14 protein-coding genes are annotated in these 12,992 nt (G+C 53.3%); 10 read left to right on the top strand and 4 right to left on the bottom strand.

The features are described from left to right. Nucleotides 1–34: 34 nt before the first annotated feature. Nucleotides 35–802: a HesA/MoeB/ThiF family protein gene (locus HMPREF2954_RS02935; RefSeq protein ID WP_070688993.1), complete on the top strand. Its 768-nt coding sequence runs from the start codon at nt 35–37 to the stop codon at nt 800–802. A 201-nt stretch (nt 803–1,003) separates the two neighbouring features. Here the strand turns inward: HMPREF2954_RS02935 and HMPREF2954_RS02930 are convergent, their stop codons facing one another. The 4 genes from HMPREF2954_RS02930 to HMPREF2954_RS02915 form a co-directional block, all read right to left on the bottom strand. Continuing rightward, the gene (locus HMPREF2954_RS02930) at nt 1,004–1,789 is read right to left on the bottom strand and encodes a cytochrome c1 (protein WP_003765585.1); all 786 of its coding nucleotides are present in this window, start codon (nt 1,787–1,789) and stop codon (nt 1,004–1,006) included. Between the two features lie 14 nt (nt 1,790–1,803). After that, nucleotides 1,804–3,153 (bottom strand): cytochrome b, encoded by a 1,350-nt coding sequence (locus tag HMPREF2954_RS02925; protein WP_003776257.1) that lies wholly within the window; start codon nt 3,151–3,153, stop codon nt 1,804–1,806. 18 nt (nt 3,154–3,171) lie between these two features. Next, nucleotides 3,172–3,753: a ubiquinol-cytochrome c reductase iron-sulfur subunit gene (gene petA, locus HMPREF2954_RS02920; RefSeq protein ID WP_003761390.1), complete on the bottom strand. Its 582-nt coding sequence runs from the start codon at nt 3,751–3,753 to the stop codon at nt 3,172–3,174. A 122-nt stretch (nt 3,754–3,875) separates the two neighbouring features. After that, nucleotides 3,876–4,625 (bottom strand): Nif3-like dinuclear metal center hexameric protein, encoded by a 750-nt coding sequence (locus tag HMPREF2954_RS02915; RefSeq protein WP_045073475.1) that lies wholly within the window; start codon nt 4,623–4,625, stop codon nt 3,876–3,878. A 231-nt stretch (nt 4,626–4,856) separates the two neighbouring features. On the opposite strand from HMPREF2954_RS02915, the gene HMPREF2954_RS02910 reads away from it, so the two are divergent. The 9 genes from HMPREF2954_RS02910 to HMPREF2954_RS02870 all read left to right on the top strand — a co-directional run bounded on the left by HMPREF2954_RS02910 (nt 4,857) and on the right by HMPREF2954_RS02870 (nt 12,974). After that, entirely contained in the window at nt 4,857–5,795 is a 939-nt protein-coding gene (locus tag HMPREF2954_RS02910) for a LysR family transcriptional regulator (protein WP_003776250.1), read from the top strand. Nucleotides 5,796–6,043: 248 nt separating this feature from the next. Continuing rightward, entirely contained in the window at nt 6,044–6,580 is a 537-nt protein-coding gene (locus HMPREF2954_RS02905) for a KdsC family phosphatase (protein WP_045073472.1), read from the top strand. Further along, nucleotides 6,577–7,158 carry an LPS export ABC transporter periplasmic protein LptC gene (gene lptC, locus HMPREF2954_RS02900; protein WP_045073471.1) on the top strand — a complete coding sequence of 194 codons (582 nt, stop codon included), beginning with the start codon at nt 6,577–6,579 and terminating at the stop codon, nt 7,156–7,158. Before HMPREF2954_RS02905 ends, lptC begins: the two co-directional genes overlap by 4 nt. After that, nucleotides 7,139–7,669: a lipopolysaccharide transport periplasmic protein LptA gene (gene lptA, locus HMPREF2954_RS02895; protein WP_003766057.1), complete on the top strand. Its 531-nt coding sequence runs from the start codon at nt 7,139–7,141 to the stop codon at nt 7,667–7,669. The genes lptC and lptA overlap by 20 nt, the downstream gene beginning before the upstream one ends. 94 nt (nt 7,670–7,763) lie before the next feature. After that, nucleotides 7,764–8,498: an LPS export ABC transporter ATP-binding protein gene (lptB, locus tag HMPREF2954_RS02890; protein ID WP_003766063.1), complete on the top strand. Its 735-nt coding sequence runs from the start codon at nt 7,764–7,766 to the stop codon at nt 8,496–8,498. A gap of 245 nt (nt 8,499–8,743) precedes the next feature. Further along, on the top strand, nt 8,744–10,096 hold the full coding sequence (gene rpoN, locus HMPREF2954_RS02885; protein ID WP_045073468.1) for an RNA polymerase factor sigma-54: 1,353 nt from the start codon (nt 8,744–8,746) through the stop codon (nt 10,094–10,096). Nucleotides 10,097–10,162: 66 nt separating this feature from the next. After that, nucleotides 10,163–10,477, top strand: a complete 315-nt coding sequence (gene hpf, locus HMPREF2954_RS02880; protein ID WP_003757098.1) for a ribosome hibernation-promoting factor, HPF/YfiA family — start codon at nt 10,163–10,165, stop codon at nt 10,475–10,477. A 513-nt stretch (nt 10,478–10,990) separates the two neighbouring features. Next, the gene (locus tag HMPREF2954_RS02875; RefSeq protein ID WP_045073466.1) at nt 10,991–12,376 is read left to right on the top strand and encodes a GntP family permease; all 1,386 of its coding nucleotides are present in this window, start codon (nt 10,991–10,993) and stop codon (nt 12,374–12,376) included. A 79-nt stretch (nt 12,377–12,455) separates the two neighbouring features. Further along, nucleotides 12,456–12,974, top strand: coding sequence for a gluconokinase, GntK/IdnK-type (locus HMPREF2954_RS02870; RefSeq protein ID WP_003763385.1), 519 nt, complete (start codon nt 12,456–12,458; stop codon nt 12,972–12,974). The last annotated feature ends 18 nt before the right edge of the window (nt 12,975–12,992 follow it).

The raw sequence follows: 12,992 nt of genomic DNA, 5'->3' as shown, positions 1-12,992 counted from the left end.
TTCCCCGATACAACCTCTTTCAGACGACCTCATCATGAACGACCACCAACTGCTCCGTTACAGCCGCCACATCCTTCTCGACGAAATCGGTATCGAAGGACAGGAAAAAATCCTTGCCGCCCGCATCCTCGTCATCGGCTGCGGTGGACTGGGTGCGGCAGCCCTCCCGTATCTTGCCGCATCAGGCGTCGGCAAACTCATCATCGCCGATCACGACACCATAGACGATACCAACCTCCAACGCCAAACCGCCTTCACCGAAGCCGACATCGGACAAGCCAAAGCGCAAGTGATGGCAGGTCGTCTGAAAGCCGTCAACAGCGCGTGCGACATTACCGCACTGACCGAAAAACTGGACGAAACCCGCCTGACCGAGCTCATGCATACCGCCGACATCGTCCTCGACTGCACTGACAACTACCCCACCCGCCAAGCCATCAACCGCGCCGCCGTCGCCACCCGTACCCCGCTGGTTTCCGGCGCTGCCGTGCGTTTTGAAGGACAAATCGCCGTGTACCGCCCCGATTTACCTGACAGCCCTTGCTACGCCTGCCTGTTTGACGGAGATACCGCCGATGACGGCGCTTGCGCCCTGTTCGGCGTATTTTCTCCGTTGGTCGGCATCATCGGCGCCACCCAAGCCGCAGAAGCCCTCAAACTCCTCACCGGCGTAGGCGAACCGGCACACGGCAAACTGAAAACTTACAACGCACTTACCGGCAAATGGCAAGAATTCCTCTTCACTCAAAATCCCGACTGCAATGTGTGTGCCAAAGCCAAATCAGACGGAACATACCGATGATCGTATGCAGAACTTGGATTCTATGATCAGGTTCAAACGAGCATTAAAATATTATCAGCCGCCATTCCCTGCCGACTAATCATCACTGCCACACTATAAAGGTCGTCTGAATATATTTGAAATACGCGAAATCCAACCTATTGATTTTTTAATCATAAAAAAGGCAAACCCTTTTTGGGTTTGCCTTTTTAAGACGGCTGTTTAGTGAACGTCTTTCCAATATTCTTTTTTCAGGAAGTATGCCAGAGGCAGCATCACCGCAAGCAAGAACATCAACACGATATAGCCTGTACGTTTGCGCTGGAGCTGCGCCGGTTCACCCATGTAAACCAAATAGTTCACCAAATCGCGTACATAAGCATCGTACTCTGTTTGGACGACTTTGCCGTTTGGCAAACGACGGCTGTGTGCGCCGGTAGATTCCCAATAGAGCTTGGGTTTCAATTCGCCATGTTCGTCTTTCACCATGACCGGCTGACCTTTGGCATCCAGCTCAACCGCTTGAACGCCTTGTTGCTCCCACAAGGGGTGGGGCATGCCGACTTTGTCGAATACGACATTGTTCCAACCGTTCGGACGGGTCGGATCTTTATAGAAGCCGCGCATATAGGCATACAGATAATCCGCGCCTTTAGAACGGGCAATCAGCGTCAGATCCGGAGGAGCCGCACCAAACCATTTGGCAGCATCTTTAGGATTCATCGCCGCCAACATGACATCACCGACGTTGTCTGTCGTAAACATCAGGTTTTTCTTGATTTCTTCATCAGTCAAACCGATGTCTTTCAGACGGTTGAAGCGCATACCGCTTGCCGAGTGGCAGGATAAGCAGTAGTTGGTGAAAATTTGAGCACCGCGCTGCAAGCTGACTTGGTCGCGCAGGTCAATCTCGACTTTTTCATAGTGTCCGCCACCGCTGGCGACGGCGGCACTCATAGGCACTGCCAATAACAAGGCAGCAAACCAGTTTTTCAGGGTATGTTTCATTTTCGCTGCCCTCATCAGATATTGGTTGCAAACAGGTAAGCACCCACTGCGGTAATACCGACATAAACAAAGAACATGATTTTTTGTTTAGTGGTGCTCATGGTTACGCGTTCCGGAACCGGTTTGTTTGTATCCAGTTTGGTATAGAACGGCATACCCAGGAAGAATGCAAAATAGACGACAGACAGAATGCGCGCAACCAAAGTACGGGTATCGGTTGCTACCATCGCACCCAAAATACCCAAACCGATAAAGGCAATGATGAACAGAACCAACGCAGTTTTGAAGATTGGGCCGCGATAGCGGACGGATTTCACCTCACCTTTATCCAACCAAGGCAACAGGGCAATCAGGACAACTGCCGCACCCATACCGATTACACCCCAAACCTGAGTACCGAGGAATGAAGGAATCGCACGCAAAATGGCGTAGAACGGGGTAAAGTACCATACTGGTGCAATGTGCGGCGGTGTTTTCAGCGCGTTTGCCGCATCAAAGTTCGGAGCTTCAAGGAAGTAGCCGCCGCCTTCAGGGGCGAAGAACAATACGGAGCAGAAAACAATCAGGAATACGACAACGCCCAAGATGTCTTTGACGGTGTAGTACGGATGGAAAGGAATGCCGTCGAGCGGAACGCCGTTTTCATCTTTGAGTTTCTTGATTTCCACGCCGTCAGGGTTGTTCGAACCCACTTCGTGCAAGGCGATGATGTGTGCCACGACCAAACCGAGCAACACCAGCGGTACGGCAATAACGTGTAGTGCGAAGAAGCGGTTCAGGGTAACGTCGGAAACGTTGAAGTCGCCGCGAATCCAAGTGGATAAATCAGGACCGATGACAGGGATGGCGGAGAACAGGTTAATAATCACCTGCGCGCCCCAGAAGGACATTTGACCCCAAGGCAGCAGGTAGCCCATAAAGGCTTCGGCCATCAATGCTAGGAAAATCAGGGAACCGAAAATCCACACCAATTCGCGCGGTTTTTTGTACGAGCCGTAAATCAGGCCGCGGAACATGTGCAGGTATACGACGATGAAGAAGAAAGATGCGCCTGTGGAGTGCATATAGCGGATAATCCAGCCGCCGGACACGTCGCGCATGATGTACTCTACTGCGGTAAAGGCAGCAGGCAGGTGATAGGCGTTCAGGTTGCCGTCCGGTTTATAGTTCATGGTCAGGAAGATACCGCTGACGATTTGAATCACGAGGACGAGCAGAGCCAAAGAGCCGAAGTAGTACCAGAAGTTGAAGTTCTTCGGCGCGTAGTATTGAGCCAAATGCTCATTCCACATTTTAGACAGAGGGAAACGAGCATCCGTCCAGTCTAACAATGCTTTTGCTTTGCTATTGGTTTGGTTTGCCATAATTATCGTTCCTTATTTTTAGTCTTCGCCTACCAAGACTGTCGTATCGCTCAGATATTTGTAGGGCGGAACAACCAGGTTGGTCGGTGCAGGAACACCTTTATATACGCGGCCTGCCATGTCGAATTTCGAACCGTGGCAAGGGCAGAAGAAACCGCCTTTCCAGTCTGCACCCAAATCCGCGGGGGCAACGTCTGGACGGTAGGTCGGAGAACAGCCCAAGTGGGTACAGATACCGATGGCTACAAGGATGTTCGGCTTAATCGAACGGGTCTCGTTTTTAGCATATTCGGGCTGTTGATCCGCATCGGAATTAGGGTCGGCAACCGCGCCGTTCAAACTTTTCAGGTCTTTGAGCTGCTGATCGGTACGGTTAACCACCCAAATCGGTTTACCTTGCCATTCGGCAGTCAACATTTGTCCGGATTCGATTTTGCTGACATCGATTTCGACGGCAGCACCTGCGGCCTTGGCTTTTTCCGACGGGAAAAAGCTTGCCACGAAAGGCGTAGCTACGCCCAAAGCCGCCACACCGCCCGCGCCGCACGTAGCCAGCGTCAGAAAGCGGCGGCGACCGCTATTGATTTCTTGATTATCCATTATTCAGTCGTCCTAAAATTTTGGGAATACCGAGCCATTAAACGATGTAATTCTACCTAGTTTGCCGTGATACTCAAAGCATTATTTAAATTAAGGTAAATTTTCATGACGATTATCAAGGCTTAAGCGGGATTATCTTCGTCGAAATGACAGACTTCCAACTCAAAATGCTGTGCCACGGCTTCGCCCAGGGCGCGGATGCCGTAACGCTCCGTCGCATTGTGTCCCGCGCTGACAAACGCAACGCCTGTTTCATTGGCAAGGTGAAACTGCGATTCCGAGATTTCTCCGGTCAGATAAGCATCGACACCTTCGTCTATGGTCGTCTGAAAAAATCCCTGCGCACCGCCGGTACACCATGCGATGCGTTTGATTTCGCGCGACATATCGCCGACGGCTACGGGCTGCCGTCCCAGCGTTGCAGCAATGTGTTGCAACCATTCAGCCAAAGTCTGCGGCGTTTTCAGACGACCTATATTCAACAGGTTCTGTTCGCCGAACTGCCTTTCGACTTCCCAACCCAACTTATCGGCAAGCTGCGCGTTGTTGCCCAACACAGGGTGCGCATCCAGCGGCAGGTGGTAGCCCGCCATATTGATTTGGTGTTGCAATAATGTTTCGATGCGCACTTTTTTCCAGCCCGTAATCGTTACCGGCTCGCTTTTCCAAAACATCCCGTGGTGCACCAAAAGCATATCCGCGCCCTGCCCTGCAGCAAAATCGACCGCTGCCTTGCTTGCCGTTACCGATGTCGCTATTTTGCCGACTTCCGCCCTGCCCTCGACCTGCAAACCGTTGGGCGCATAGTCTTTGAACATGCCGACCTGCAACACCTCGTCGCACCACGCCAAAATATCGTTGCGTTTCGCCATATCATTCCTTTCAACACATAGCGGATTGAATTTCACAGGACAAGGCGAAACAACGCCATCCCCGCTCCAAGTCAATTCACCATATTCATACAAAATCGGACCCACATTCTAACCGCAAACCCTGACGCGTCCCAATCCCCATGCCGTTCAACACGCGCCCGCATTTACACCCCGGCATGAAATATTTTAATATTGCCCGTTTCAAAAGGTCGTCTGAAAGCATAAAAACCAATGGATTCCATCATCGAACTGCGCCATCTCAAAACCCTGCTGGCACTCGAAGAAACCGGCAGCGTATCCCTTGCCGCCAAGCGCGTCTTCCTGACTCAATCCGCCCTTTCGCACCAAATCCGCGCGCTTGAAAACTATTACGACACGCCCCTGTTCGAGCGCAAATCCACGCCCTTGCGCTTCACACCCGCCGGCGAACGCCTGTTGCGGCTCGCACGCGAACTCCTCCCGCAAGTTTCTGCTGCCGAGCGCGACCTCGCCCGCATCATCGAAGGCGAAGCAGGCGAGTTGCGGCTGGCAGTCGAATGCCACACCTGTTTCGACTGGCTCATGCCCGCGATGGGCGAATTCCGCCCCATGTGGCCGCAAGTCGAATTGGACATCGTTTCCGGCTTTCAGGCAGACCCCGTCGGACTCCTGCTGCAACACCGTGCCGATCTTGCCATCGTATCCGAAGCCGAAAAGCAAAACGGCATCAGCTTCCGCCCCCTGTTTGCCTACGAAATGGTCGGCATCTGCGCCCAAGACCACCCGCTTGCCGCCAAAACCGTTTGGGAAGCAGAAGACTTCATCGGCGAAACCCTCATCACCTATCCCGTTCCCGACGAAATGCTCGACCTGCCCAAAAAAATATTGTTACCCAAAGGCATTAACCCGCCGCGCCGCCGCAGCGAACTGACCATCGCCATCATCCAACTCGTCGCCAGCAAACGCGGCATCGCCGCCCTGCCCTACTGGACCGTCATGCCCTATCTCGAAAAAGGCTACGTCGTCCACCGCCAAATCACCGCCAACGGCCTGCAAAGCGAACTCTACGCCGCCACGCGCACCGAAGACGCCGACAAAAGCTATCTCGACAACTTCTGCCAAATCGTCCGCGAACGCAGCTTCGCCGACCTCCCCGGCTTGAGCGAACTGAAAATGCACGGGCACGATTAATGTTTTCTTGAAACACGGTGTTACAGTATCAAATCAATCTGGCTTCAATATCAAAAGGTCGTCTGAAAACCCAAATCTCAGGTTTTCAGACGACCTTTACCCGACAGACACATATTATAAAACTATTTATAAAGCAGCCCCATGACCGTTAAACCGCATTAATACCCACAAACACAGGCTAACCGTTTTCAGACGACCTTTATGTTAGAATAGGTCGTCTGAAACCTAGCAATCCGCAAGGAAACACTATGCAAACCTTAGACCCCGAGCTGCAACAGCGCGCGGCGCATATCAAGCTGCTGATATTGGATGTGGACGGCGTTTTGACCGACGGCCGCATCTTTATCCGCGACGACGGCGAAGAAATCAAATCGTTCCACACCCTGGACGGACACGGCTTGAAGATGCTTCAGGCAAGTGGCGTGCAGACTGCGGTTATCACAGGTCGGGATGCGCCCTCCGTCGGCATCCGCATCAAACAGTTGGACATAAATTACTACTTCAAAGGCATTTCGGACAAACGCGCCGCCTATGAAGAATTGCGCGCGCAGGCAGGCGTAGAAGAAGCCGAGTGCGCCTTTGTCGGCGACGACGTGGTCGATTTGCCGGTGATGGTGCGCTGCGGATTGCCGGTTGCCGTTCCCGATGCGCATTGGTTTACGCTGCAACACGCCGCCTATATTACGAAACAGGCGGGCGGCGCAGGCGCGGTGCGCGAAGTGTGCGACCTGATTATGCGCGCAAAAGGTACGCTGGGCGCGGCTTTGAACGAGTACATCAAATGAAAGTAAGATGGCGGTACGGAATCGCATTCCCTTTGGTGCTGGCGGTCGCGCTCGGCGGATTGTCGGCATGGCTGGGGCGCATCAGCGAAATCGACATTGAAGAAGTCAAACTCAACCCCAACCAGCCGCAATATACGATGGACGGCATAGACGGGCGGCGGTTTGACGAACAAGGTCGTCTGAAAGAGCATCTGAGCGCAAAAGGGGCGAAACAGTTTCCCGAAAGCAACGACGTCCATTTCGAGCTGCCGCACCTCGTCTTCTTCCAAGAAGGCAGCCGGCTTTACGACGTCGGCAGCGACGAAGCCGTATACAACACCCAAACCAAACAACTCCTGTTCAAACACAACGTCGTCCTGACCAAAGCCGCCGATGCCAAGCGGAAGGCAGGCGTCGTCAAAACCGATCTCCTGCACGTCGATACCGAATCGCAATACGCCCAAACCGACACGCCCGTTACCTTCCAATACGGCGAATCGAGCGGCAGCGCCGAAGGTCTGACGTATGACCACAAAAAAGGTTTGTTGAACTTCCCATCCAGAGTGAAAGCCACGATTTATGATACAAAAAATATGTAAGGCATGTGTTTTAACCGCATTTTTCGCCACCGCCCCCGCCTACGCCCTGCAAAGCGACAGCAAGCAGCCGATACAGATTGAAGCCGACCAAGGCTCGCTCGACCAAAACAACCAAAGCACCACCTTCACCGGCAACGTCATCATCAAACAAGGCACGCTCAACATCCGCGCCGGCAGCGTCAACGTCTCCCGCAACGACAAAGGCGAACAGTTTATGAAAGCCAGCGGCTCGCCCGTCCGCTTCAGCCAGACGCTCGACGACAACAAAGGCACGGTTAACGGACAAGCCAACAACGTAACCTACTCCTCCGCCATCAACCTCGTTACCCTGACCGGCAACGCCAAAGTCCAACGCGGCGGCGACGTTGCCGAAGGCGCAGTCATCACCTACAACACCAAAACCGAAGTCTATACCATCAACGGCAGCTCCAAATCAGGTGCCAAATCCGCCGCCAAATCCGGCAGGGTCAGCGTCGTCATCCAGCCGTCCAGCACCCAAAAAACCAAATAACCAATATCTGACAACACAAAAGGTCGTCTGAAAACCAAAGCAGCAAAAAAAACCAAACAATATTTTCAGACGACCTCCGAACCAAGAGTCATTTATGAGCGAAAACACCAGCCGCCTCGTCGTTCAAAACCTGCAAAAAAGTTTCAAAAAACGCCAAGTCGTCAAAAGCTTCTCCCTCGAAATCGAAAGCGGCGAAGTCATCGGCCTGCTCGGCCCCAACGGCGCAGGCAAAACCACCAGCTTTTACATGATCGTCGGACTCATCGCCGCCGATGCAGGCAGCGTTACCCTCGACGGACAAGAACTGCGCCACCTGCCCATACACGAACGCGCCCGCCTCGGCGTCGGCTACCTCCCCCAAGAAGCCTCGATTTTCCGCAAAATGACCGTCGAACAAAACATCCGCGCCATTTTAGAAATCAGCACCAAAGACAAAAGCCGCATCGACGGCGAAGTCGAAAAACTGCTTGCCGATCTCAACATCGGCCACCTGCGCCACAACCCCGCCCCCTCCCTGTCCGGCGGCGAACGCCGACGCGTCGAAATCGCCCGCGTACTCGCCATGCAGCCGCGCTTCATCCTCTTGGACGAACCCTTTGCCGGCGTCGACCCCATTGCCGTCATCGACATCCAAAAAATCATCGACTTCCTCAAATCGCGCGGCATCGGCGTACTCATTACCGACCACAACGTACGCGAAACCCTCAGCATCTGCGACAGGGCCTACATCATCAGCGACGGCACCGTCCTCGCCTCCGGCAAGCCGGACGACTTGGTCAACAACGAACAAGTCCGCTCCGTCTATCTCGGCGAAAACTTCAAATACTGATTTCAAATACTGACCATGACAAACCGCACAATCAATTGTGCGGTTTTTTTAAATGACGAAACCACCCAAAGTAAGTTGACGCATGAAGTGTAAAGTGTTGAAATACACATATCGAATAAAAAAACAGCGTTCCCCAAAACGCTAAACACACCATAAAACCTTTTCAGACGACCTCTTTGCCATCGAACCAAACCCGAGGACAAATGCCGTCCGAAATATAAAAAACAATCAACATACATTGCACCATGACCTTACTCGGCCTCAAACTCAGGCAGACCCAACAACTCAACCAACGTCTGCAACAATCCCTGCGCATCCTGCAAATGTCCGGCATCGAACTCGAACGCGAGGTCGAAGACTGGTTGCAGGACAATCCCCTGCTCGAACGTCCCGAAGCCGACGAATTTGCCGACGCAGAGTTCAATCACGGCACCACCATGCCGCGCAGCAACCACCTCGGCGGCGACGATGCCGAAGACGCGTGGCTCAACATCGCCAAAGAAGAAGATTTCAACCAATACCTGCACGCCCAAGTGTGCGAACACCCCCTTTCCGACAAAGAAGCCGCCTACGTCCATATCCTTATCGACTTCCTTGACGACCAAGGCTATTTCACCGACAGCATTCAAGACCTTATCGACAACACGCCCTTGGAATGGATGCTGGACGAAGACGAGCTGCAAAACGCCCTCGACCTTTTGCAGACCTTCGACCCGCCCGGCGTTGCCGCCGCCGACCTGACCGAATCCCTGATGCTCCAACTCATACGCCTGCCCGCCAGCCCCGCGCGTCAGGCGGCCGCCCACCTCATCCAAAGTTCGCTGCACGATTTGGGCAAAAACCGCAAACAAAACATCATCCGCTTCCGCAAACTCTTTCCCGAAATCGACAGCGAAACCATAGAAGCCGCACTCGACATCATCGCCACGCTCAACCCCTACCCCGCCTACGGTTTCGCCTCCTCCGAACCGACCGCCTACATCCAGCCCGACGTTTGGGTCAAAGAAGGCAAAGACGGCTGGAAAGTCATCGGCAACGAAGCCGCCTGGCCCAAACTGCAACTCAACCGCGAATACTGCGAACTCATGAAATCCGCAGAAGACGGCGCGCCCGAATGGAAAGAAAAAATCAACGAAGCCAAGCAGCGCATCGACTCTCTCGAACTGCGCAAAAGCACCGTCATCCGCCTTGCTGAATACATCGTCAAAAATCAGGAAGACTTCTTCATCTTCGGCGAAATCGGACTCGCACCCATGCTTATGAAAGACGCAGCCGCCGAATTGGGGCTTGCCGAAAGCACCATTTCGCGCGCCGCCAACCAAAAATATTTGTCTTGCCCGCGCGGACTATTTGCGTTACGCTATTTCTTCACACAGGCAGTCAATTCCGAAGGCGACAAAGAAGGCCTGAGCCAAGGCGCGATTAAAGCCGTTTTGGGGCAGATTATCGAAAACGAAGACAGCAGCAAGCCCCATTCCGACGAAACCCTTGTCCGCCTCCTCAAACAACAGGGCATAGACATCGCCCGCCGCACCGTCGCCAAATACAGGGAGTCGCTCGACATCCCGCCGGCACACAAACGCAAACTTACCGAATGACAGTTTTAAACCGCAGTTTTCCCGTTCCGTTTCTGACGGACTGAACCCCACCGAAGGAGCTGTATTATGAATCTGAAAATCACCGGTCTGAATTTCGACGTTACCGAGGCCATCAAAAACTACGTTTCCGAAAAATTGGAACGCATCAACCGCCATGCAGCCAACGCCATTTCCGTTACCATCACCCTTTCCGTGGAAAAACTCAATCAACAGGCTGAAGCAGACATCCATCTGGCGGGCAAAGACCTCCACGTCGAGGCCGTTGAACAAGATATGTACGCCGCCATTGATGTTCTGATGGACAAGCTCGACCGTGCAGTGCTGAAACACAAAGAAAAAAGCGGCGATGTCCGCAACACGGTAAAACCTGCCGCAGAATAAGCCTTGATTCAATAATAAAAGCGTCGTCTGAAAATTTTCAGACGACGTTTTTTGTTTTGGCCAAGTTTGAGAGCCAGTAATCTAGGGGCTGAACATAATGATTTGAATCCCACATAAGCGTTTTTCTGCGGGTAAAGCCCACGCCATACCGGTCAACAAGTATTGCAGTATGTTAGCCCCATCAGACCAAAATTTTGAAAAACCATTGTATTTAAGAAAGAAATTGTTTTCTTGTTCTGAATTCATGTCGAATTAGAAAAATAGAAAATATCCACGCCCACCTCCTTTGTTCATGAAAGCAAACTACGTTTTCAGATGACCCTCCCTCTCTTCACAAGAGTAAATGACACCGCCCGACTTACTCTCATTATTCAAATCCATTTGAAAAAATAAATACTTAAACCCATCCGAAAACCCACAATACCGCCCCGTTGCAAATCATGCTATGGTCTATTTGATACGTTTGAAAAACCTTAACTACCTTGTATTCTGATTACAAAGAAAGGCTTCAAAATGGATGGTTGGACTCAGACTTTGAGCGCGGGCTGGCTGCTGGGTATTGCGGCGATGGCGATTGTGCTGATTTTGCTGTTGATTGTGAAACTGCGTGTTCATGCGCTGTTGACCTTGGTGTCGGTGAGCCTGCTGACGGCGGTGGCGACGGGGCTGCCGATGGATAAGATTGTGAACGATGTCCTACTGAAAAACTTCGGCGGTACGCTCGGCAGCGTGGCTTTGCTGGTCGGCTTGGGCGCGATGCTCGGGCGGCTGGTGGAAACTTCGGGCGGGGCGCAGTCGCTGGCGGATGCGCTGATTCGGATGTTCGGCGAAAAACGTGCGCCGTTTGCTTTGGGCGTGGCGTCGCTGATTTTCGGTTTCCCGATTTTCTTTGATGCGGGATTGGTGGTGATGCTGCCGATTGTCTTCGCGACGGCGCGGCGCATGAAGCAGGACGTATTGCCTTATGCTCTGGCGTCTATCGGCGCGTTTTCGGTGATGCACGTTTTCCTGCCTCCCCACCCCGGCCCGATTGCGGCTTCGGAATTTTATTCGGCGAACATTGGGCAGGTGCTGATTTTGGGATTGCCCGTCGCCATGTTCACTTGGTATGTCAGCGGTTATCTGCTTGGGAAGGTTTTAGGACGCACCATCCGCGTTCCCGTTCCCGATTTGCTCAGCGGCGGCGCGGTGGACAACGACCGGCCGCAAACGCCTGCCAAGGCTTCGACCGTGGTTGGCATTATGCTGATTCCTATGCTGTTGATTTTTATGAACACAGGGCTGTCCACCTTAATCAGTGAAAAAGTCGTCAGCGCAGACGAACATTGGGTACAGGTGGCGCGCATGATCGGTTCGACCCCTGTCGCGCTGCTGATTTCGGTTTTGGTGGCGCTTTATGTTTTGGGCAGAAAACGCGGCGAAAAAGCAAGCGCGCTGGAGAAAACGGTGGACGGAGCACTCGCTCCCGTTTGTTCGGTTATCTTGATTACCGGCGCGGGCGGGATGTTCGGCGGCGTGTTGCGCGCGTCGGGCATCGGTCAGGCGTTGGCGGACAGCATGGCGGATTTGGGTATACCCGTATTGTTGGGCTGTTTCTTGGTGGCATTGGCGCTGCGTATCGCGCAAGGTTCGGCAACCGTCGCGCTGACCACCGCCGCCGCATTGATGGCGCCCGCCGTTGCCGCCGCAGGCTTCAACGACTGGCAACTCGCCTGTATCGTTTTGGCAACCGCGGCAGGCTCGGTCGGTTGCAGCCACTTCAACGACTCGGGCTTCTGGCTGGTCGGCCGCCTTTTGGATATGGACGTACCGACCACGCTCAAAACATGGACGGTCAACCAAACGCTGATTGCCGCCATCGGTTTTTCAGTGTCGGCGCTGCTGTTTGCCGTGGTTTGAGGTCGTCTGAAAACGGTTTTGAGACGCTGAAACCGTCTGCCCGACCTTATATCTTTCAAATCCAACAAAGGAAGAAAACATGACGACGCATTTTGTGATGATGGGCGTTTGCGGCTGCGGCAAGACCACCGCCGCCCTATCCCTGCAAAAACACCTCGACCAATGCCCCTACGCCGAAGGCGACGATTTCCACACCCAAGCCAACCGCGACAAAATGGGCGCGGGCATCCCGCTGACCGACGAAGACCGCTATCCGTGGCTCTGCAACCTACGCGACTGGATGACGGAACAGGCACAAAGCGGCGCGGCGTACACCATCGTTACCTGCTCCGCCTTGAAACGCCAATACCGCGACATCCTGCGCGGCGCACAAGGCAAAACCGCCTTCATCCACCTGACACCGCCGCAAGCCATCAACCTCGAGCGCATGATGGCGCGCCAAGGGCATTACATGAAGGCGGGGATGCTGGATTCGCAACTGGAAATTCTGGAAGAACTCGGCGCAGACGAATACGGCGTCAAAATCGACAATCCCGGTTCGCCCGAAGCCGTAGAAGCCGATATTTTGGCGTGGGTCAAAGCGGAAGGTTTGTTGTGAAGAAAGCGTGTAAATAGT

It is taken from the genome of Neisseria sp. HMSC067H09 (assembly GCF_001814135.1).
In the GTDB taxonomy this organism is placed as follows: Bacteria; Pseudomonadota; Gammaproteobacteria; order Burkholderiales; family Neisseriaceae; genus Neisseria.
Note: the sequence above shows the minus strand (reverse complement) of the source record. Positions and strands in the feature narration are given on the sequence as shown.

Bases quoted from the DNA above. Each gene is read 5' to 3' on its own strand.
- lptB (WP_003766063.1), top strand. From the start codon at position 7,764: ATGAGCGAAAACACCAGCCGCCTCGTCGTTCAAAACCTGCAAAAAAGT.
- HMPREF2954_RS02875 (WP_045073466.1), top strand. From the start codon at position 10,991: ATGGATGGTTGGACTCAGACTTTGAGCGCGGGCTGGCTGCTGGGTATT.
- rpoN (WP_045073468.1), top strand. From the start codon at position 8,744: ATGACCTTACTCGGCCTCAAACTCAGGCAGACCCAACAACTCAACCAA.
- hpf (WP_003757098.1), top strand. From the start codon at position 10,163: ATGAATCTGAAAATCACCGGTCTGAATTTCGACGTTACCGAGGCCATC.
- HMPREF2954_RS02935 (WP_070688993.1), top strand. From the start codon at position 35: ATGAACGACCACCAACTGCTCCGTTACAGCCGCCACATCCTTCTCGAC.
- petA (WP_003761390.1), bottom strand. From the start codon at position 3,753: ATGGATAATCAAGAAATCAATAGCGGTCGCCGCCGCTTTCTGACGCTG.
- HMPREF2954_RS02925 (WP_003776257.1), bottom strand. From the start codon at position 3,153: ATGGCAAACCAAACCAATAGCAAAGCAAAAGCATTGTTAGACTGGACG.
- HMPREF2954_RS02905 (WP_045073472.1), top strand. From the start codon at position 6,044: ATGCAAACCTTAGACCCCGAGCTGCAACAGCGCGCGGCGCATATCAAG.
- lptC (WP_045073471.1), top strand. From the start codon at position 6,577: ATGAAAGTAAGATGGCGGTACGGAATCGCATTCCCTTTGGTGCTGGCG.
- HMPREF2954_RS02915 (WP_045073475.1), bottom strand. From the start codon at position 4,625: ATGGCGAAACGCAACGATATTTTGGCGTGGTGCGACGAGGTGTTGCAG.
- HMPREF2954_RS02930 (WP_003765585.1), bottom strand. From the start codon at position 1,789: ATGAAACATACCCTGAAAAACTGGTTTGCTGCCTTGTTATTGGCAGTG.
- HMPREF2954_RS02910 (WP_003776250.1), top strand. From the start codon at position 4,857: ATGGATTCCATCATCGAACTGCGCCATCTCAAAACCCTGCTGGCACTC.
- lptA (WP_003766057.1), top strand. From the start codon at position 7,139: ATGATACAAAAAATATGTAAGGCATGTGTTTTAACCGCATTTTTCGCC.
- HMPREF2954_RS02870 (WP_003763385.1), top strand. From the start codon at position 12,456: ATGACGACGCATTTTGTGATGATGGGCGTTTGCGGCTGCGGCAAGACC.